The 23,164-nt window shown below is 37.7% G+C and carries 10 protein-coding genes, 2 tRNA genes and 3 rRNA genes; all 15 read right to left on the reverse strand.

Features of this window, described 5'->3' with window-relative positions; translation table 11 throughout:
- Positions 1-21 precede the first annotated feature (21 nt).
- A complete protein-coding gene (gene rmuC, locus BS34_RS0108375) occupies positions 22-1,533 on the reverse strand; it encodes a DNA recombination protein RmuC (protein ID WP_029408079.1) in 1,512 nt (503 codons plus the stop codon).
- Positions 1,530-2,162 carry a hypothetical protein gene (locus tag BS34_RS0108380; RefSeq protein ID WP_029408080.1) on the reverse strand — a complete coding sequence of 211 codons (633 nt, stop codon included), beginning with the start codon at positions 2,160-2,162 and terminating at the stop codon, positions 1,530-1,532. Before BS34_RS0108380 ends, rmuC begins: the two co-directional genes overlap by 4 nt.
- Positions 2,163-2,190: 28 nt before the next feature.
- A complete protein-coding gene (locus BS34_RS0108385; protein WP_029408081.1) occupies positions 2,191-2,844 on the reverse strand; it encodes a hypothetical protein in 654 nt (217 codons plus the stop codon).
- Positions 2,828-4,402 carry a hypothetical protein gene (locus tag BS34_RS0108390; RefSeq protein ID WP_029408082.1) on the reverse strand — a complete coding sequence of 525 codons (1,575 nt, stop codon included), beginning with the start codon at positions 4,400-4,402 and terminating at the stop codon, positions 2,828-2,830. Before BS34_RS0108390 ends, BS34_RS0108385 begins: the two co-directional genes overlap by 17 nt.
- Positions 4,403-4,404: 2 nt before the next feature.
- A complete protein-coding gene (locus BS34_RS0108395) occupies positions 4,405-5,607 on the reverse strand; it encodes a type II secretion system F family protein (RefSeq protein ID WP_029408083.1) in 1,203 nt (400 codons plus the stop codon).
- Between the two features lie 11 nt (positions 5,608-5,618).
- The gene (locus BS34_RS0108400; RefSeq protein WP_029408084.1) at positions 5,619-7,304 is read right to left on the reverse strand and encodes a GspE/PulE family protein; all 1,686 of its coding nucleotides are present in this window, start codon (positions 7,302-7,304) and stop codon (positions 5,619-5,621) included.
- Positions 7,305-9,200 carry a tetratricopeptide repeat protein gene (locus tag BS34_RS0108405; protein ID WP_029408085.1) on the reverse strand — a complete coding sequence of 632 codons (1,896 nt, stop codon included), beginning with the start codon at positions 9,198-9,200 and terminating at the stop codon, positions 7,305-7,307.
- A gap of 14 nt (positions 9,201-9,214) precedes the next feature.
- Positions 9,215-10,939, reverse strand: a complete 1,725-nt coding sequence (gene mshL, locus BS34_RS0108410) for a pilus (MSHA type) biogenesis protein MshL (RefSeq protein WP_029408086.1) — start codon at positions 10,937-10,939, stop codon at positions 9,215-9,217.
- Positions 10,932-12,533 (reverse strand): ExeA family protein, encoded by a 1,602-nt coding sequence (locus BS34_RS12635; RefSeq protein WP_158660995.1) that lies wholly within the window; start codon positions 12,531-12,533, stop codon positions 10,932-10,934. Before BS34_RS12635 ends, mshL begins: the two co-directional genes overlap by 8 nt.
- 120 nt (positions 12,534-12,653) lie before the next feature.
- A 5S ribosomal RNA gene (gene rrf / locus BS34_RS0108420) occupies positions 12,654-12,768 on the reverse strand.
- Between the two features lie 223 nt (positions 12,769-12,991).
- Positions 12,992-16,023: ribosomal RNA gene (locus BS34_RS0108425) — 23S ribosomal RNA — on the reverse strand.
- Positions 16,024-16,609: 586 nt separating this feature from the next.
- Positions 16,610-16,686: transfer RNA gene (locus BS34_RS0108430), tRNA-Ile, on the reverse strand.
- 38 nt (positions 16,687-16,724) lie between these two features.
- Positions 16,725-16,800 (reverse strand) — tRNA-Ala (locus tag BS34_RS0108435).
- A 72-nt stretch (positions 16,801-16,872) separates the two neighbouring features.
- Positions 16,873-18,416 (reverse strand): 16S ribosomal RNA (locus BS34_RS0108440).
- The 16S, 23S and 5S rRNA genes sit together here with 2 tRNA genes alongside, the layout of an rRNA operon.
- 794 nt (positions 18,417-19,210) lie before the next feature.
- Positions 19,211-23,053: a YhdP family phospholipid transporter gene (locus BS34_RS0108445; RefSeq protein WP_029408088.1), complete on the reverse strand. Its 3,843-nt coding sequence runs from the start codon at positions 23,051-23,053 to the stop codon at positions 19,211-19,213.
- Positions 23,054-23,164: the final 111 nt, after the last annotated feature.

A 23,164-nucleotide genomic window follows, 5' to 3' on the forward strand; every position in this document is an offset into this window, starting at 1 on the left:
AAATAATGAAAAACATGCCTATTATTTCTGGTTCATTTTTTCTGGTTCATTTTTTGGGTTAAGTTCTTCTATAGATTCAGATGAAATATCTGCTTCATTCAACAAGTGAGCGGGAATCTCTTTTTTGGTTTTACCCGCTAAATTCTTTAACATTTCAGCCTGTCTGACTAAATTACCCTGACCTGAAATCATCTGTTTATGCGTCTGTTCATAAGTAGATTGAGCAGTTTGTAATTGTTTACCGACTTTTTCAAAACTATCGACAAATCCAACAAATTTATCATGAACCTCCGCCGCTCTTTTAATAAGCTTAACGGTGTTCTCACTTTGACGTTCATAACGCCATAACTGCTCTATGGTTTTTAAGGTGGTAAAGAGAGTGGTTGGAGTGACAACAGCAACTCGTTTTTCAAAAGCATCTTCAAATATACGGCTATCCGCCTCTATTGCCATTAAGTACGCTCCTTCAACAGGTACAAACATTAATACAAAATCAGGCGCATTAAGCTGCTCTAAATGTTCATAACGTTTTTCAGCTAAGATCGAAATATGCTTTTGTAAGCTCGCTAAGTGTGATTTTAGTGCAACGGCTTTTTCTTTAGACTCATCGGTATTTAGTACCTGCTCGTAATGTACGAGTGAAACTTTTGAATCAACCACTACATGCTTATTATCTGGCATATTAATGATTACATCTGGTCGTAAACGTTTACCGTGTTCATCCGTAAAACTTTTCTCACGCTCGTACTCAACACCTTCGGTTAACCCAGAACGTTCTAATAAACGTTCCAAAATTAACTCTCCCCAATTACCTTGAGTTTTACTATCGCCCTTTAAAGCTTGGGTTAAGTTTTGGGCTTCCTCAGTCATTTGAGAATTTAACGTATGGAGTTGTTGTAACTGCTCTTTTAATCCTGCACGGCCTTCCAAGTCCTCTTTATGAACTAATTCAACCCGGCTCTTAAAGGCATCAAGCGCACCTTGCATAGGTTTTAAAACAGCTTCTATAGTCGTTTGACTCGATTGGGTAAACTGTACTTGTTTTTGATCAAAAATTTGATTGGCTAAAACTTTAAATTCATCTGCCATTTGTTTTTTTGCAGATTCCAATAAAGCTATTTTTTCTAGTGACGATTCTTTCTCAACTTGAAGCGCTTGTTGCAACTCAGCCAGTTGTGATTCGCTCACTAAAAGACGATCTCTCAAGGTTTCTAACAAAGACTCTTTGTCTGTAATTTGCTGGGTTAAAAAACTTTGTTGCTTTAATAACTGTTCCGACTGGCCCTTAAATGATTGCAGCTCATCAATCTGCAACCGACTCGCATCTAAAGTTTCCTCTAGCTTACTCACTGTCTCAAAAAGGTTTTCACTCTTAGATTTAAACTGATTTAACTGTATCTCTAATTCAGAATTTGATTGCAACTGCTCAGATAATTTTTGTTTACTAGAAGAGAGGGAAATAAATAAAAATAGGATTATTGTGATACTTATCGCCAAAGCGATAAATATCACAACGGATGTATCAATTATCATTTTTTTGGATCAGCATTTAAGATTTTGACTTGTTCTAAGCGATTTTTAACGGCTTTTTGTTCCGTTTTTGGCATTGCACTCTTACGAGCCTGCGCTTCTAATTTATAGGTATCAACGGTTTTGTTTTTATTGGTTAACAACGTCGTTCCCACTTCTACAACCTTAGTTTTACCATTAACGGTAATTGGTACACCATCTGTATTAGCATGATAAGAATCTAATTTAATATGTTTTGAAGGTGATTTATTATATTTTCCATTTACACGAATAATGGTAGAACCGTCAGGCTTAACAATAACGGCTGAAATAGCCACTCTAGGAGGAATATAAATTCGTTTTTTCTTGGGTTTAGCGTTGCCCTGTAATTTTTTAGGTTCAATTTTAACCAATTCTTTTTTAGGTTGGGCTACAGGAGGATTTAAATAAGCTTCACGTTGCTTATCAATACGTTTACGATCTTCTTGACTTAAAAATAAAGTTTTAAATAAAGGCGTAACCTGGTTATTGATAACCTTAAATCGATCAATAGATTCTTTAGAATCTTCTTGAGTCGCGGCTAAAACAGCATTTGTTGAAAATAGCAAAACCAAAATACCGAAGAAACTTATTTTTATAATAGAAATTTTCATTATTTAAACCTTTAACCTCAATCTCTATTTAACGTGATTTCTTAGATTTGCTCTGGTGAGTATGGAACACAATCAAACTACAATTGGCGGAAACATTACCAGAAGTTAAATCAAAGTTTGCATTAATCTCATGACCACTATCTTTTAAGGTTAAGTCACAATTTTTAACTAAATATAATGGAGATATATTTTGACTAATACTTTCAAATAAACGAACTAAATCTTCTTCATGTTGTAAAGACAGTTTTAGGGTAACATCACTATAATAAAAAATACCATTTGGAATTTTAATTTTAGAAAACTGCCCACTACTAAGTGGTTTCTCTGGCGAAAAAGTAAAGCTTAAATCTGGAATTAAATATTCATCTCTTAATTTAATCAATGAATCTGTCCAAAAAACACGATCTTGTTGTTTAACTAACCCTTTTTTTACAAGCTCATCATATTTGTCACCGTACTCTTGATATAGTCGTACTTGTTGCTGTAAAAATCTAACCTGACTTCTTAAAGAATTTAATTTTTGAATTTTAGGTTTTTCTTGAGCGGTTAATTCTTTACGGATTTCACCATATCCGTACCAGGCAGCCGTGAGCAACGCTGCTAGAAGTACAAAGACTATAGCTATTTTTTGAAAAAAACGTTTCGCTAGTGGATCTCTGAAAAAACTACTTAAGCTTGTCATCTTTGACCCTCAACGTTACCGTAAACGGCAGTGCGTCCACCGTTCCCATATTAGAATTAATTGATAAAGATTGACCTAATTGACGGTTTAAGGGTTCTTTCTGAAGTTGTACTTGTTCAATCCCTTTAATCTGGTTCAACTCTGCTACAAAGTCATCAACCCATTTAACAGGGTCATGATAGGTTTCGTAAAATGGAAATACCCAAGCCTTAATATCGATTTGGTTTCTTCTACTATCAAATCGGTCTAAAGTTTTCCAGCCAATTTTTGACAATTGAATATTTGGATGATGAGCAAAAACTTGACTCAGCGCATTTATATCAAAGCTAATTAATCGATTTACTTTTAACGTTAAAATAGCTTCTGAAAATTCTACCGAGGCCTTAATTTGCTGTGCATCGTCTTGCAGTTTAACAACTTCTTTTAAACGTTTAGTTTCTGACTCATGCTGCTGTATTTTTTGTTCTAATAAAGTTTGTTTTTGCCAACTGATTAATGTATCGACACCCGTAATAACGACATAATACAGGCCTCCCAAAAAGACTAAAATATTAAGTCCAATAAAAACGGTTCTAGCTGATGAGAAAAGATTAATTTTATCTACATATTTATTGTGGTAAAAACCTTTAGGCCTATCGGTAAAGATAAAATCAACCGTTGCTTGCATAGAAAAACAAGGCGAAGAATCAATTGAGCAATTGAGTCCAGTTGGCGAAATCTCACGAAAATTTGCCGTACCTACAAAATAATCACTTTCTTCCCAAGTTGCTCTAATCAACCCTTCCTCTTGGCATTTTGCTAAAACCCCATCTAGCAAGGTTTGTTCACCATCTAAAAACACGTAACCTATCGGACTATTAAATGGAACAATCTTTTGGTTATAGACGTAAGTAATGGCCATTTTGGTTTCATCAACCAAAGCTTGGGTTATTGAATTAACATCTTCTGAACTACTGTCTATTTCAATTAATCGACTTAGTCTTAACTCACCATCGTAAAAAAAAGTTTGTCTAAAAGTGTTTTCAGATTGTCTGGTAACCAGCAAAAATGGCTTTTTTAAATCCTGTCTATTCAGTTTTAGGAATGGACGAACTTTTTTAGCAAAGTATTTTTCTAATAAAAAAGCCTTTGAATGAATGCCTTTTACTATAATTTGGGCTTCTTCTAAACTTTCTAGGAAGCTGCTTAAATTAAACGAGTCCGTAACGGTTGCTGATAAAATAAGTTCTTCCTTTCGACCATCCTCACTAATTCGAGTATTATTTGTCCAATTAACTTGTGAAAGAGCAATGGTATCAAGATGAATTCTTTGCTTACGACGGTTAGCTATAGAAGCTTTTTCCCACGGATGAACTCTAGGAGCCCACTCAAAATACAAATCTTCATCCACCAAATCTAATATAACATCCGCTTCACTATCTTCAGGCATTGTAGATAAATAGGCGTCTATTAGCGGAACATCATTCCAATCAAATGATTCGCTAATCTGTTTTTGATTATCGGCTTGGGCATTAAAAGCCGTAACACCATTATCTGTAATGTAAAAAACATATTTCATTATTACTGCACCTGCGCAATAGTGTCATAAATTGGACCCAGAACGGCAATCATTACCCACCCCACTACAAACCCCATTACCACTGTTAAAATAGGTTCTATAGCTGGTTCAATTTTTTCTATCAACTCTTTGGCTTCTCTATCATAAAAATAGCTTACATTTTTTAAAGCGGTATCCATACCACCACTTAATTCACCTACTTTAATCATTCGAACAGCCATTTTGGGGAATACTGAAGCCTCTTCAAAAGATTCATAAATAGGTTTCCCTTCTTCAATCATTCTTACGGCATTATTTATATTAGTCTCTAGATACTTATTACCAGCAATAACACTCGACATTCTTAAGCTATCTGGAAAACTAACCCCCGCTCCGTACATAACCGCAAGTGAGTTAGCAATACGTGCAAGTTTCAACTTATATATAACAGGACCCACTATCCATAAATGCAAAGACATCTCATCGGTTTTCAGCTTAAAGTCTTCTGATTGTTTTCTCCACCATTTAAACAAAAAGACGGTAACAATAGGGACTAAAAATATTTCCAAAATATACTCTTGAATAAATCCAGATGTTGCAATTAATGCAACCGTTGCAAATCCAAGCTCTCCACCCATTGAGGTAATAAACCCGAGTAGTTCAGGAACAACAAAAAGCATCATTAAAATGACCACTGCAATAACAACGGTGGCTACAATCGCAGGATATATCATTACTTTTTTTGCTTTAGAGATAAGTTCATCTTCCCACTTAATCATATTTGCTAAATCAAGCAAGATATCTTCTAATTGCCCCGTCTGTTCACCGACGGATACTAACGAGATATAAACTTCACCAAAGTCATCCTCAAAATTTCGTAATGATTCTGAAAAGGTTGACCCACCTTCCATCGATTCATATATGTTAGCTAGCATCTCTTTTACAGCATCACTCTCAAAGTTGTCTTTTAAATCATCAATAATTTCAAGTAATGGAACACCCGCTCTTAGCAGTTGTTCTAGTTGAATAGTCATTCCGATAATATCTTTACGAGTTACTTTAGGTTTGCCTAACAATGAAAAAGAACTAGACTGTTTTTTGTAACTGAGTAGGTCTATTTGAGATTTGATTAATTTTTGCTCAAGCTCTTGTTCATTAGCAGCAGGTAAAACACCATTAACACGTTTCCCATATTTGTTTATGCCAGTGTAATTATAGTTTTCCATTGTTAAATCACCTATAAAAGCTCAGTTAAATTGACAACACGACTAATTTCTTCAAGTGTTGTTTCACCCTGCTTTACCCAGCGAATACCACTTTGAGCCATGGTTGAAAAACCATTTTCTATCGCTTTTTCAAGTAAAGCATGTTGTGATGCCCCTTCTAAAATAAGCTCATCCATTTCAGAGGTAAAACGTAATGTTTCTAGTACCGCTAAGCGGCCTTTATAGCCTACACCGTTGCACTTATCACAACCTTTAGCTTTATATAGCTTGTAATTATCGCCCTCAGAAATTGATAGTAAGTTTTTTTCAAACTCTTCTGGCTCATAACTTTCTTTACAGTGTTTACATAATTTACGTGCTAAACGTTGAGCCACAATACCAATCATATTCCCTGACATAATAGATCTAGAAACACCTATATCTAATAAACGCGGAATCGCACCAATTGCAGAGTTAGTATGCAATGTTGCAAAAACTTGGTGACCCGTCATTGCTGCTCGGATTGACATTTCTGCTGTTTCAGCATCGCGAATCTCACCGATAAGGATGATATCAGGATCCTGTCTCAATAAGGCTTTAATACCCGCCGCAAAACTCATACCAATCTCTTCATTAACTGGCGTTTGTCTTATCAATGACATTGGATATTCAACAGGATCTTCTAGGGTCATAATATTGACCCCAACATCATTAAGTTCATTGAGTATTGAATATAAGGTAGTGGTTTTACCCGAGCCCGTAGGTCCAGTAACTAATAGAATCCCTGTCGGTCTCCCCATCATTATTTTCAAGTCATCATAAGACTCTTTATCTAATCCTAAATCATCTAAGGGGACAATCCCCTTCTCTCTATCTAATATACGTAATACAAAGTTTTCACCATGTGTTCCTGGCAAAGAAGAAACACGAAAGTCGATTCTTCTACCATGTACAATCAAAGTCATTCGACCATCTTGAGGAATACGTTGCTCAGTTAAATCTAAATCAGACATAACCTTTAATCGAACAACCAGGCCGGACCAAAACATCTTGTGAAGTAATCTAACTTCTTGTAGTACCCCATCAATTCTATAACGGATGCGTATGTAGTCTTCTTCAGGCTCGAAATGGATATCAGAAGCGTTCCGTTTTACCGCATCTGTTAATAAATTATCAACCAGTCTTACCATTGGCTGAGAATATTCACTATTTACTGATATGGAACTTAGATCAGCTTTACCTGTTTCAAGCTCTTTGAGGATACCTTCAATCGATAACTCATAGCCATAATAGTTATCGATAGCATTTTGAATCTCAGAGTCAACAACAAGTATAGGTTGTACTTCAATTTTAGGGTTCTGTAAGTGTCTTTTAAGTTTATCTAAAACTAATATATCGCCAGGATTCGCCATGGCAACTTTTAAGGTATGATCCATAATACTAATTGGAATCAATTGATAATTATGGGCAAACGTCTCTGATACAAGTGAAAGAGCTTTAGGATCAGGAACCACATCCTTTAAACTCATGGAGCTATAGCCTACATAGTTCCCGACAACTTCTCGAACAACTTCAACTTTAACAAAACCCATTGAAACAAGGATTTCACCAAGTTTGTGGCCACTTTTTTTATGCTCAGTTAAAGCAATACTTAATTGATCATTAGTAATAAAGCCTTCTTTAACTAAACGCTCTCCTAAACGTAGTGGAGTTTGCATTTATTGGCCTTTCACAATAAATTGACGGATAGAGACAAGCCTATCTCTTACCTTATTTGAATCAAAACTGATACTTTTCGTTTCAGAAAAACCTAAGGCTTGAGTGTAATACTTAGCGGCTAATTCATATTTACCTAGATGGTCAAAACTCACCGCTAAGTTCACCATGTAATCAGGATTTGAAGTATCTAAAGCATAGGCATTAAAATATTTATCTTGAGCGGCAAGCCAATCTTTTTTCTTAGCAGAATGATTACCCAATGCATACTGCAAAACTGCCGAGTTCGGATATTTTTTAGCCATTGATGACAGCTCTTTTTCCCATTGAGAATTAAAATCAATCATTCCTGAAAGATTCGCTATAGCCTCAAACGCATATAAATTATTAGCATCCTTATCTAAAACCTGTTGATACAAGTTAACTGCCGAATAGTATTTCTTTTGTGCTACTGATACCCCGGCTAGCCCGAGCATCGCATTAATATTATTTGCATCTTTATCTAAAGCTTCTGAAAAATATGTTTTAGCTTGGTTAAAATTGCCAGACTGGTATGCATCATAGGCTTTAGAGACAAAAGATCTTGCCGTAGAGACAACCACGGTAGCAGTTTTACTGTCACTCTTATAAACATTTGATGGCGATTCTCTATTAGGGTTCTTAGATAACTTATTGCGCTGTGTATAGACTTTCTGAGATTTTGTTACACCTTGTCTAGAAGAAAACTGTGGTTTAGACTTTGTTTTAGTTCCTTGTACTGTTTTTGAAACAACTCTATCTTTAGGATTAATATCATTAAGCGCGGTAAGATTAACATCTTTCGCTTCACTTAAGTTTAGTGGTTTATCATCTTCGTTAGCCACTTCATTAGAGACTTTATTTTTAATAGCCTCGCCAACATTAATAATTTTATCTGTAATACTCGCCTTTAAAGAAGGAGATTCTTCCAATTCTGTTACATCAGGATTGTCAGATCGTCCGCTTACTTTATCTGAAGGTAATTTCATTTTCGTTAAGTTATAGCGTTTCATACTAAACTCTAACTCATCGTTTTGCTCCTGATAATAAAGCATTCCATAAAATCCTATTCCAATAAACAATAGAATCACCACAAGACTGACAATCACTCGAACTGATGTACTCGATTTTTTTTCTATCTTAGGAGGCTTATTCTCTCCATTAATTAGGATAGGATTTTGTGATAAAGAATCTATGGAAGGTTCAGATGAATCGCTATTCTCTGGAACATAACCAGGTAAATTATCCATACTCCAATTAAAATCATCTTCCTTGGATTTTGTTTCATTACCAGCGAATTCAGTTGGGAGTTCTTGATCAACAGAATAATTTAGAGTTTGAGTGCTATCAGGAGTTAATGAAAGATCATCACCAACACCTTTAGACATCTCATTTGGAGAACCATTTTTTTGATCTAAATCTCTATCTAAAACCTGCTCAGGGGAGCTAATATCTAAAGAGTTAATTAAGTCTGACAGTTCACCATCATTTGATGATTCAATTGACATACCATTATTGGCAGGTTCAGCTTGTAATTGTAAAGATATGTTATCAGATTCGTTTAGTTGAGGATTTTCATTAGTTGGGCTTATTGATTCATCACTAACACCTGAATCTAGGTGTTCTGCAGAAGGTTCTTTTAATGTAAAAAGAGGTAAATTATCCGGCTCTGTAAGCGGCTCTGATGGAAGAACTCTATCAGCACTTACATCCTCACCTGAAACAACATCATTATTTACGGGTGTTTCTATCTCTGGCTTTACAGGAACTTCAACTTCTAACGTACTTTCATATTCTGACGCAGAATTATCCTCAACATTAGCTGTTTTATTATTTTTTTCTTCAGCTGCTTTTTTTAAAGCATCAAGCAATACACTCACAGTTAAATCACTTTTTAAAGTTTATCAGTTTTGAGAAAACGACTTACCGATTGTAAATCACCGTTGTCTATATCTGGATTTTTTACAATAATAGGCCTTATAAAGATAACTAATTCACTTTTCTTAGTTGAGTCATCTCTAGCTGAAAATAAATCTCCAAAAACAGGTACATCACTTACCCAAGGTAATCCGGTTCTGCTATTTGAATTATTATCTTCTATCAAACCACCTATTATTGCAGTTTGTCTATCTCTTAATTTAAGCACAGAAGACATCTCTTTCTCTTGTATGACAGGGATTTTACTTGATATCCTATCCCCATTATTATCAACTAGAGAAGGGTTTGGATCTTCTTTATAGTCAATAACCCTTGATATTGTAGGTCGTACATTTAGAGTTACCCCCCCATTTTCACTAACGAAAGGCGTTACACTCATCGTGAAACCTACTGGAACTGTATTAACCTCCGTTTCATATGTTGACGTTCCTTGTGTAGTAGACGTTCCTAATGTAGTTGTAACATCAACAGTGAAATAGACTAAATTCTCTACGACCTTAAGCAATGCTGTCTGATTATTAATCGCCATAATTTTGGGGCTAGAAAGAACTTTCGTGTCACCAAACTGCTTAAGTAACTTAAGGTTTGCAAGGATATTCCAATCACCATTTATTACACCTCCAGCTGCACCAGTATTATCTAATGTTGCAACAGAAAAGCCATCTGTAGGACCTGAAAAAGGAGAGCTTATACTAAGTCCTCCGTCGGAACCAAATGCCCTATTTCCAAAAAAAGACCAATTTATCCCCGCTTGATAATTGTCATTAAGTACAACCTCTACAACGGTAGCCTCTATTAGTACCTGTCTTTCAGCTCTTGAAGTCACTTGTTCAATATACTTTTTAATTGCCTTATGTTTTTTGGATGTTGTATAAACCGATATCAAACCAGCTTCTGGATTGATTACCGTATTCTGTGAAAGGCTTGATAAAGCTGGCGAGGGTTTTGATTGCTTTTGTTGCCCAGCTGAAGCAACTGGCATAACGATACGATTCGCATTAGGATCCAATTGCGCTAGTAGTTGAATATTTTTTTCTAACTTTTCCCAGAAGTTATGATCAGACTCTACAGATACCTTAGTTGAACTTGCTGGAGTCCCGCCTGAAGATGTTCCTCCGGCCCCTGAAGAGACGTTCATTTTCATGTCTATGGTATCTTTAGATTTTTTTACAATATTCACATAGTCAATTTTGTAATTTTTCCATTCTGGAAAATCTGGTTTAATCACTAAGGTAGTTTTATTAACTGAAAAATTAAAGCCAACTTGCTCAGAAATACGCTCTAAAATTGAATTTAATGGCTGGTTTATTGCATTAATTGTCACATTACCTGCTATGCCCGAATACAGATCGATTTCCTTACCTGCATCTTTAGCTAGTTTAAATAACAGTTCATTAACGGGTACGTTAACAGCAGATATAGAATAAACATCATTTTTTTTCATGCCACGAAGAGGCGGTAACTTGGGAACTTGGGAACTGACAATACCTGGAATATCTGAACTATTATTAACAACATCTTTTATTTTAGTTTTTGCCGTAATATGTCCAGAAGGTTTAAATTCAGCTGAGACTGGTGGAGCAGGTAAATCTCTTTTAACTGCGGAATCCTGACATCCTGAAATAAAGACAAAACTAAACACCATAAGTGTAGATGAGATTAAATTAATGTGTTTATTCATTGATAATTCCAATTTCATTTAATTTTTTATCAGTATAACGCAATTTTTGAGCCAATTGTCTAACTGTCACAATATAAGGGCTTGCAGATTTTACCTTGGAAGGTAATTTTTCAATAACTTCACTAAGTTCTGAAAAACTATCCGAGGATTTATAAAAGACCTTAAGTCTAAAGTTTTTTAAGTTGTCATTATAGTCCACTAAAACATGAACTAAAGGTAACAATTTATACTGCTCATAAAACATAACTGTCGAATCTATACTACGTATGTGTCTAGTTGACAGCTGAATCACATACCTATCATCTAGACTACTCAACCAGTCATTACCTTTTGAATGATACCTTAAGATCTTTTCTAATTGTTCCTGATTACCAACAATAGCACTAGTATTTTTAATTTGGTAATTATTTTTTTTTGCTAAAGCCCCTAAATTTATGTCTTCAGTTGTAAGACTCTGAGATTTTATTTGCCGTGAAATTATTTTATTTTCGTGAGTTTCAGATAATGATTGTAGTTTGTTATCGTCAATATTTTGACCGTCATGGGATATGGGACCTTGTTCATCTTGTTTGGGTGAAGTAGATAAATTTTGTTTTGATTGATTAATTGACTGGGAAGAATTTTCCAAACTAGACGAACTAGAGACAACATTTCCTAATTGGTTATTAACAATACTTTCCTTAAAGAAATATATATAAATTAAAATGACTACGAGTCCCATCACCAACCCGAAAAGTGATGCTTTAATCAATAATAAATTCCGCGACATAGAATAATTAGGAACTTCAATTTCAGGTAATGTTTTAAGGTGACTAAGTTTAGCGACTTTATCACCAGAGCCATACATCGACATTAAAATTTTATCGGCAATTACATTAATATTACGTGGTAAACCGCCTGTTATTTTTTGAATTCTTTTTGCAACCTTTAGATTAAAAACATCTAAACCCGCATAGCCTGCGCAACGCATTCTATAATTTAAATAAGATTGAACATCAGAAGACTCTAAGGGAGGAACATACATGCTATATGAAATTCGACTTTTTAATTGTCTAATTTTGGTATTGTCTAAAGCCTGGTCTAATTCTGGCTGTCCAAACAACACTATTTGAAGTAGCTTATCCTGTCCTGTTTCAATATTACTTAATAGCCTCATTTCTTCAAGAGCATCAAATGTCATAGATTGTGCTTCATCTATCAACATGACAACTTTGCGCCCAGAAGAATGCAACTCTACCAATTTTTGTTTCAATTCATTGGTTAAAGTAAATTTCTGACTATTTGGATCGACCTCAAGACGCAATTCAGAGCAGATATAAAGAACAATATCTTTAGCTGACAAGTTCGGAGAATTGATATAAATAATATCAAAATCATTTGTTAGGTTACTAGCAAGCAGTCTAAGAAGCATGGTTTTACCACTTCCTACTTCTCCAGTCACCTTGATAATGCCATCTCCTCGTCCAATCGTATATAAAAGCGCTTCATAGATTTCCTGTCTAGAGCCATGCTTATAAAACATATCCAAATCTGGTGTTGTTTTAAAAGGAAGCGAATTTAAACCAAAATACTTACGATACATAGCAGAGCTCAACAATAAAAACTTAATTGTACAAAATATTTAAGTATATATTACGTGTTTATAGCAATAACACATAAAAAAAGCAAAAAAAAACCCGCTATATCAGAGATATAACGGGTTTTTAGAATATAAGCTTGGCAATGACCTACTCTCACATGGGACCTCCCACACTACCATCGGCGCTAAGACGTTTCACTTCTGAGTTCGGAATGGGATCAGGTGGTTCCATCTTGCTATTGTCACCAAGCAATTTGGTGTTACGGGCTGAGATTAGTCAACCACGTAAAATTCTTTGGAATAGATCGTCTATTCATCACACTGATCACTCAATGCAACATTAATTAGGTTTTTATGTCATATATAATCGATAATAGTCAAGGTATATCACAACATCGCTTGGCATTGATGTCTTATCATTTGATAATGTCAATTTGATAATGTCTCATCATCACAAGTCACTTTTGAGTTGTATAGTTAAGCCTCACGGGTAATTAGTACAAGTTAGCTTCAAACATTACTGCTCTTCCACACCTTGCCTATCAACGTCATAGTCTCTAACGGCCCTTCAGAAGACTTAAAGTCTAGGGAAATCTTATCTTGGGACAGGTTTCCCGCTTAGATGCTTTCAGCGGTTATCCTTTCCGAACGTAGCTACCGGGCAATGCTATTGGCATAACAACCCGAACACCAGCGGTTCGTCCACTCCGGTCCTCTCGTACTAGGAGCAGCCTCCCTCAAATTTCCAACGCCCACGGCAGATAGGGACCGAACTGTCTCACGACGTTCTAAACCCAGCTCGCGTACCACTTTAAATGGCGAACAGCCATACCCTTGGGACCGACTTCAGCCCCAGGATGTGATGAGCCGACATCGAGGTGCCAAACACCGCCGTCGATATGAACTCTTGGGCGGTATCAGCCTGTTATCCCCGGAGTACCTTTTATCCGTTGAGCGATGGCCCTTCCACACAGAACCACCGGATCACTAGAACCTGCTTTCGCACCTGCTCGACGTGTCAGTCTCGCAGTCAAGCACCCTTTTACTCTTGCGCTCATTGCACGATGTCCGACCGTGCTGAGGGTACCTTCGCGCTCCTCCGTTACTCTTTAGGAGGAGACCGCCCCAGTCAAACTACCCACCATACACTGTCCCTGACCAGGATTCACTGGTCGAGGTTAGAACCTCAATAATATCAGGGTGGTATTTCAAGATTGGCTCCACCGGGACTAGCGTCTCGGTTTCAAAGCCTCCCACCTATCCTACACAGATAGTATCAAAGTCCAGTGCAAAGCTGTAGTAAAGGTTCACGGGGTCTTTCCGTCTAGCCGCGGGTACGCAGCATCTTAACTGCGATTTCAATTTCGCTGAGTCTCGGGTGGAGACAGTGTGGCCATCATTACGCCATTCGTGCAGGTCGGAACTTACCCGACAAGGAATTTCGCTACCTTAGGACCGTTATAGTTACGGCCGCCGTTTACCGGGGCTTCGATCAAGAGCTTCGCCTAAGCTAACCCCATCAATTAACCTTCCGGCACCGGGCAGGCGTCACACCGTATACGTCATCTTTCGATTTTGCACAGTGCTATGTTTTTAGTAAACAGTTGCAGCCACCATTTTATTGCAACCCTCTAGAGCTTACAGAGCAAGTCTTTCACTTAAGAGGGCGTACCTTCTCCCGAAGTTACGGTACCATTTTGCCTAGTTCCTTCACCCGAGTTCTCTCAAGCGCCTTAGAATTCTCATCCTGACCACCTGTGTTGGTTTGGGGTACGATTAGTTATTACCTGAAGCTTAGAAGCTTTTCTTGGAAGCATGGCATCAATCACTTCGTCCAAAAGAGGACTCGTCATCAGATCTCAGCATTAATATCCCGGATTTACCTAAGATATCTGCCTACATCCTTAAACCTGGACAACCATCGCCAGGCTGATTTAGCCTACTCCGTCCCTCCATCGCAGTAATAACTAGTGCAGGAATATTAACCTGCTTCCCATCGACTACGCCTCTCGGCCTCGTCTTAGGGGTCGACTAACCCTACGTCGATTAACGTTGCGTAGGAAACCTTGGTCTTTCGGCGAGGGAGCTTTTCACTCCCTTTATCGCTACTCATGTCAGCATTCGCACTTCTGATACCTCCAGGACACTTTACAATGCCCCTTCGCAGGCTTACAGAACGCTCCTCTACCATGCCTTACGGCATCCGCATCTTCGGTATATTACTTAGCCCCGTTAAATCTTCGGCGCAGGCCGACTCGATCAGTGAGCTATTACGCTTTCTTTAAAGGGTGGCTGCTTCTAAGCCAACCTCCTGACTGTCTGAGCCTTCCCACATCCTTTCCCACTTAGTAATATTTAGGGACCTTAGATGGCGGTCTGGGTTGTTTCCCTCTTGACTACGGACGTTAGCACCCGCAGTCTGTCTCCCATGATTGCACTTGTTGGTATTCGGAGTTTGCAATGGGCTGCTAATCCTTGACGGACCGCTAGACCATAACAGTGCTCTACCCCCAACAGTGATACATGAGGCACTACCTAAATAGTTTTCGAGGAGAACCAGCTATCTCCGGGCTTGATTAGCCTTTCACTCCGATCCACAGCTCATCCCCGCATTTTTCAACATACGTGGGTTCGGTCCTCCAGTACCTGTTACGGCACCTTCAACCTGGCCATGGATAGATCGCCCGGTTTCGGGTCTACACCATGCAACTAGTCGCCCATTTAAGACTCGGTTTCCCTACGACTCCCCTATTCGGTTAATCTCGCTACATAATGTAAGTCGCTGACCCATTATACAAAAGGTACGCAGTCACCCCTCATTAAAAAATCTTCCGCTTGCATTGTTTGACAATCTCGCCATTTTGATTCACTTCCGTTGCTCATGTAGCTTTGGCTACACTGCGCTACGGTTCTCATCTAAAATAACGACCTTGTTCAAACACTGCTTCGCTTTTGAGCATTTTATCGCTCGGATAAAGACCCTTTAATGAGGGGCTCCTACTGCTTGTACGTACACGGTTTCAGGTTCTATTTCACTCCCCTTCAGGGGTTCTTTTCGCCTTTCCCTCACGGTACTGGTTCACTATCGGTCAGAAGAGAGTATTTAGCCTTGGAGGGTGGTCCCCCCATCTTCAAACAGGATTTCTCGTGTCCCGTCTTACTCGATTTCACACTTAAAAGATTTTCGTATACAGGACTATCACCTTGTATCGTTAGACTTTCCAGACTATTTTACTAATCTTATAAATGCTTAAGGGCTGGTCCCCGTTCGCTCGCCGCTACTTAGGGAATCTCGGTTGATTTCTTTTCCTCCGGGTACTTAGATGTTTCAGTTCCCCGGGTTAGCCTCCTGCAAGCAGGATATCCATATTGGATGGGTTTTCCCATTCGGAAATCCACGGATCAAAGCATGTTTACTGGCTCCCCGTGGCTTATCGCAAGTTACTACGTCCTTCATCGCCTTCTTCTGCCTAGGCATCCACCGTATACGCTTAGTCACTTAACTATACAACTCAAAAATAACCTTATGCCTTTTGTTAACTCCACTTAATTTGGTAGCTATACCATTTAATCATTAAGCTTCTGTTTATAAGGTCTGATGAGAGTATGCAACTAAAAGTTTTAAAACAAACAACATGAATTGTCTGTTTTCGCTGTCATGATATACGCTTGAGTATTCTCAATTATATATTTTACCTATACTTGATAATTTCTAAGCAATGCTTAAAAACTATCCAGTTTTGCGTGGTAAGCCCCTGGAAGGGAGACTTACCACACCCAACGCTCAAATGTCGGCTGAGCGTTGGGCTTCTCATTGATTGAGTCTTAAACCAACTACAGTGCCTATTGATAAATCAATAAGTAAAGTTTGCATTTAAAACCTCAATCGAGAGATCTATTCCAAATTTTTAAAGAACTTTCAGTGTTTTCCACTGTAAATAAATTCTAAAGCTTTTTTACTTTAAAACGTATTGATAGTGAAATGCATCTTTGTTAAAACGTACCATTTTTGCTTGAGGTTGGATATTTTTATTTGCGAAGTTTGCGATAAGCAAATGAGCAAGTAAAAAGATTCAAGATCAACTAAAAATTGGTGGGTCTGGGTGGATTTGAACCACCGACCTCACCCTTATCAGGGGTGCGCTCTAACCAACTGAGCTACAGACCCAAATATTTATTTGGGGAGCAGGCTCCCCAAATTGAATTTGGTGGAGCTATGCGGGATCGAACCGCAGACCTCCTGCGTGCAAGGCAGGCGCTCTCCCAGCTGAGCTATAGCCCCAGTTTGTACTTTCATGTAATTCAGAGACAATTTATGTGAAAACTCACTTAAGCTCGCAACCATTTTTATCTTAAAGGAGGTGATCCAGCCCCAGCTTCCGCTAGGGCTACCTTGTTACGACTTCACCCCAGTCATGAACCACAAAGTGGTAAGCGCTCTCCCGAAGGTTAAGCTACCTACTTCTTTTGCAATCCACTCCCATGGTGTGACGGGCGGTGTGTACAAGGCCCGGGAACGTATTCACCGCGGCATTCTGATCCGCGATTACTAGCGATTCCGACTTCATGGAGTCGAGTTGCAGACTCCAATCCGGACTACGAAGGGTTTTTTGAGATTCGCGCACTGTTGCCAGTTGGCTGCTCTTTGTACCCCCCATTGTAGCACGTGTGTAGCCCATCCCATAAGGGCCATGATGACTTGACGTCGTCCCCGCCTTCCTCCGGTTTATCACCGGCAGTCTCATTAGAGTTCTCAACTAAATGGTAGCAACTAATGATAAGGGTTGCGCTCGTTGCGGGACTTAACCCAACATCTCACGACACGAGCTGACGACAGCCATGCAGCACCTGTGTTAGAGTTCCCGAAGGCACCAATCTATCTCTAGAAAGTTCTCTACATGTCAAGGGATGGTAAGGTTCTTCGCGTTGCATCGAATTAAACCACATGCTCCACCGCTTGTGCGGGCCCCCGTCAATTCCTTTGAGTTTTAATCTTGCGACCGTACTCCCCAGGCGGTCAACTTATCGCGTTAGCTGCGTTACTAATCTTTTTAATAAGACCAACAACTAGTTGACATCGTTTACGGCGTGGACTACCGGGGTATCTAATCCCGTTCGCTACCCACGCTTTCGCACCTCAGCGTCAGTTTTAAGCCAGGAAGTCGCCTTCGCCACTGATGTTCCTCCAGATATCTACGCATTTCACTGCTACACCTGGAATTCCACTTCCCTCTCTTAAACTCTAGACTACCAGTATCAGATGCAGTTCCCAGGTTGAGCCCAGGGCTTTCACAACTGACTTAATAATCCGCCTACGCGCGCTTTACGCCCAGTAATTCCGAATAACGCTTGCACCCTCTGTATTACCGCGGCTGCTGGCACAGAGTTAGCCGGTGCTTCTTCTAAAGTTAACGTCAAACAATGCCGATATTAACGACACTATCTTCCTCACAATTGAAAGTGCTTTACAACCCTCGGGCCTTCTTCACACACGCGGTATGGCTGCATCAAGCTTTCGCTCATTGTGCAATATTCCCCACTGCTGCCTCCCGTAGGAGTCTGGGCCGTGTCTCAGTCCCAGTGTGGCTGATCATCCTCTCAAACCAGCTAGAGATCGTTGCCTTGGTAAGCCATTACCTTACCAACTAACTAATCTCACGCGGGCTCATCCTATAGCGATACCTTCCAAGGAGAGGGCACCTTTACTCCGTAGAGCATATTCGGTATTAGCATACGTTTCCATATGTTGTCCCCAACTATAGGGTAGATTCCCACGCGTTACTCACCCGTCCGCCACTCGACGCCTGAAAAGCAAGCTTTTCATCGTTTCCGTCCGACTTGCATGTGTTAAGCCTACCGCCAGCGTTCATTCTGAGCCAGGATCAAACTCTTCAGTTTAATCTTGCTGATATATTTCAATTCCTTCTCAGGAAATAAACACTCGGAATTGACAAAGTGAAACATGATAAAAATAATAAATTATTTATTACCAAATACATTTTTGTCAAAAATCGAGATTTTTTATTTGGTTACTCACTTAAGGAGTTTCCACATAAATTATCTCTGAATTACCTGATTTTTAAAGAACTTAGGTCTCTTCGAGAAGATGAAGAGTCGAATTAAATTCGATTGCTTTTCCTTCTCGGTAAGCCGCTTATTGTAAGCTGATTTAGAATTCGTTGTCAACAATTTATTTTAAATTATTTTTAACTGATTTTTTAATCAACCTTTAAAACCCGTAGGCTTTAAGCGGTGTTCTCAACCACGCTTACTCGCAACTAAGTTGCTTGTTTTGGGTGTCTGCGTTGGAACAGGTGCGTATTCTAGTCATTTCCGCCAACAACGCAACCCCTTTATTCACCTTTTTTTATCTTTTTTACGCTTTTATGACATTTTAATCGTTAACCCCACTTTATTCACTAGTTATCCACAGGGTTATTCACATTTTGAGGAATACTAGGTTATTTTATTAGTGTTTTAAAACAGGAATGTTTATCTAAATAACCATGCCTTTATACCCCCTTGCGGGGTGTGGTTGCTTTTAAAGGGTCTGATTTTATTTAGTGCTTGGCTTAAATGAAAAAAGCGCCGTCTTTCGATGGCGCTTTGTTGGTAATCTTTATTTACTCTATATATTTTTTATTTAATAATCAAAGTCACGCTTTAATTAAATACACTTTATTTAAATACGCTTAATTAATATCCAAAACTGAATCACTTCCCACCTTAGTCTCTGTCTTTTTATTTTTAACATTATCTTCGCCATCTATTAATGGCTTAGACCATGGTCCCGTAATCTTATACTTATAGGTAATCAAATTTTCATTCACGCCTGGTATAACTTTCATTAAGGTATATACGGCCAATGCTGTTAATGGATTAGCCGCGCCTGCAAGAGCGGCAATAGTCGGAATCGTTGCTCCAACCTTTGGCGTAATATTCGCATTGAGATCAAAGGTTTGATTTTCAATATTGACATTACCTTTAATCTGACCATTTGCTGATGGTGCTTTGATTGTTAATTTATTTAAATCAAGCATGCCAGATTTTAATTTTGCATTACCTTTAATTTGGTCGTAAATCATGCCTTTATTGGTAACATCTTTTAAATCTAGTTTAAGCCTTCTAACTAAAGAATCTACACTTAACAATCCAATTAGACGAGCAAATCCAGGTTCTATATCTTCTACAGAGCCATCTTTTATATTAAAAACAATCCCCCCATCCACTGTCGTTGTAGAGAAACAATTTAAACTACCCTTCCAATTTAGCTTTAGATTCACTTCTGCAGACTTGCCGCTAAACCCTTCATTTAAATCTAAAAACTTTGTAACGGCAGATACATCATTGGAATTTAGTTTGGCATTAAATTGACTTTGTTGACTTTGTTTTTCATATTGATAATTAGCCGCTAATGTGCCAGCACCACTACCAAAACTTCCTTTTACATCATTTATATTTAAGGATTCCGGACTATCTTCTAACGTTAGAGAAATTGAATCTACTTTTCTATTTTCAATTATTATGTTTTTTCCCTTTAAAACAACTTTAGGAAATTGTACTGAATCTTCAGAATTTAACTTGCACTCTGATAACTTTGACTTATTTTGCTTACGACTTTCTTCTTTAGAACTTTTTTCTTTAGCTTTTATCTCTTCATTATAAAAATGAAAGTGTTTTAAATTGACGTTAATAAGGTCATCCTTTACAAAAACAATCTGACCATCAACATCTTTACTTTTAATATCGAGTGAAACAGGGTTCTCACCTGAAGCATTCAATTTAATTACCACCCCTTTATAAGGATGAGATAAAAAATGTGTGTTACCAATATTGAAATAAACATTTTCTAAATGAAGTTTTTGCTGACTCTCTTTTTTACTGTTAAAGAATTTGAGATTTTTTAATACAGGAATCCAACTATCGACATCAAGGTTTTCAAAATTGCCTCTAATAAAAGAAGATTCTTTTAAATAGGATTTAAACAGAGGAGCCGCTCGCCCAAGTGCAATTTGGTTACTCTCTAATTGATATTGATTACCAACTTCTTTCCAATGTAATTTAGAAGCTACCAGGCCTGGTAACTTTATCGATGAATGGATATTGCCTTTGCTAATTTGAGTTTTCACTTCAAGCTTTTTACCTGATAGCGCTTTTGTATTTAAAGGTAAAGGTAATAAACTCTCAGCTTTTGAAAGATTCGCCAGCACATCAACTTTTAACTCTTTGGCTTTTGCTGATTTAAATGGAATCGTTACGGTTGAATTCCACGGGATAGCCTTTTTAAACCATTCATGCCCATTATCTAAAGCCTTACCATTAGCCTTTATTTTGACTTGCTTGTTCTTCGAGTCGGTAACAATTTGCGCATTTCCTTTTCCTTCTAAAATCTCAAACTGTAATTTTTTAGATGTCACACCCGATTCTGTAAATTTCAACTCTCCATTTATATGTTTAAAATTTAACTTTTCATGCAGTTTTAAATTTGCATTATCAAAAATAACACGGCCATCTACCTCGGGCTCTCTATCTTTAAATCCTGAAATCGGAACCCATATTTTATTTACAACTACTTTAGATAAGCCTGAAAATTTAGAGTTATCTTTAAAAAACTCTTCCACACCCAATCGGCTGGCAATAGGAGATAGACTTAAATAATTAACCGATTTGTTAAGAGTCGTTTTAACTTGACCTTTTACTGACAAACCAATATCAAATTTATCTAAGTCGGGAATATTTACATGTACATCTGTCGCATTGATATCGGTACCCAGATTTATTTTGTCTACTAAAATATTTAATTTATAAGGTTCAAACTCTAAATCCGCATTAAATTCCTTGAGCATTGGCCATTTTGGATTAAATTTAAGCTGCGCATTTTCTACTCGTCCATTTACCTTAAACTCCCCATTGCCTTTATCAAAAGGAAAATCTGTAAAAGCACCTTTTAAGACCCCGTTCAAAACGATATTTTCACCCCCTTTAAGACTGTTTGCCAACCAAGACTTTAACTCTTCAGTCATTAATTTATAAGGCAAATATGTCTTAAGGTCTTGGATTGAGTTTACCTTGAGTTCAAATTGACTATTGATTGAACTTGCGGTTAACGCTTTTAAAGCCACCTTTAAAGAAAGATCATCAAGTTTTAAATTGGTTTTAGCAAGCTGCCAGGCCTGGTTACTTTCATTTCTTTTAAACTCTAGTAGCTTTGGAATAACCAATTTCATAGGCTTACTATGAATGGTAGCTTCCATAATCCAGATTGGTTTTTTAGTAGAAATCACCAAGCTTTTTGGTGTTTTTACAACTTGAAGTCCTTGTAGGCTTAAACCGGGATAATCGGTTACGGGAACGTCAAGCTTATCAAAGTTAATGGCTAATTCAGGCACATCTAAACTTTGCCAATCTAACTTACCATTCAATTTAGAAATACTGAGAAAAGCCGTTCTATCAAATAGTGATGCAACATGAGGTGTTGCAATTAACGACTTAACCAAAACTTTAAAAGGTTCAATATCAAAATATTCCGCATTAAAATTTAAATATTGACCTTTTTCAAAATAAAGCTCTATTGGTGACACGGTATTTATAAATTTGTTATCAATTTCAATTTTGGCAAGCGTAAAACGCCAATCTTTAAAGTGTTTTTGGATATTTTGCTGTTCGGCATTCCAAACTAATTGCATGCCTAAACTTGTAGGTAATCCAGCTTGCTTCTGAGTCCAATGTAGTGCCTGGGAATGCAAATTAACTTCAAGGTCTGCTATCTCTGAATGAGTTATTTTGCCTTTTAAATCTAAAATCAATTCACCTTGGGGTAAAACTGCTTGCCAATTTTTTGAAAGCAACTGACTTAATCGTTGTATTTGTAAAGGCTTAAATGAGGATAATGAAAACTGACCTGAACCTAGCCTTCCCCAAACATCTGGCGTAAAAGAAGATTTAAGATGAAAACGCTCATAATTTAAAGCGTCTTTATAACTAAGACTAAATTCACTAACAATCGTTAAGCGGGAAGCATTAAGCGATTGAAAATCATGAAACTGAATGGATAAACCTGGCTTTCCAACTTCACTTAAAACTAAATTTTTTAAACTGACTCTTTTCCACAATTTTCCAATATTTAGATTTACCTTTACCAGCTCATCAGGGTTCAACTGTATGTTAGCTTCGGATGCCTTTGGTTTAACTTTATTCTGAAAAGAGCCTTGCGAGATTTCAAGAGCATCGCCGTAGCTTAATTTAGGGATAAATAGTGCCAGAAGATTAATATCAAAATGAAACTTATCTGCTTGAAATTGAAAGTCTTTAGCATCAACCGATAGATGATCAAAATTTGCGCTAAATCCTAACCAACCCTGATCAATCTCAACCTTTTTCAAGGTAACTTTAGCTTCAGTAGCCGATTGAACAGCACCAATAAACTGCTCAGGAAAGAACTGTACCCAAGAGATAAATAAACGGGTAATCAGAAGATAGGCCACAAACAGCCAAAAGGCCCACTGTAAAAAGTGGTGTGTTCTTTTAATTAACATCAACCAGGCCTGGTAGATATATCGCGTGTAAACACGTACATATGGAATTTAATAGTTTCATATCATTTATTATGCATTGAAGTTAAGCCAACAATTTGAATAAATTGTGCA

The sequence above is a fragment of the Thiomicrorhabdus sp. Milos-T2 genome (assembly GCF_000702325.1).
Taxonomy (GTDB): Bacteria; Pseudomonadota; Gammaproteobacteria; order Thiomicrospirales; family Thiomicrospiraceae; genus Thiomicrorhabdus.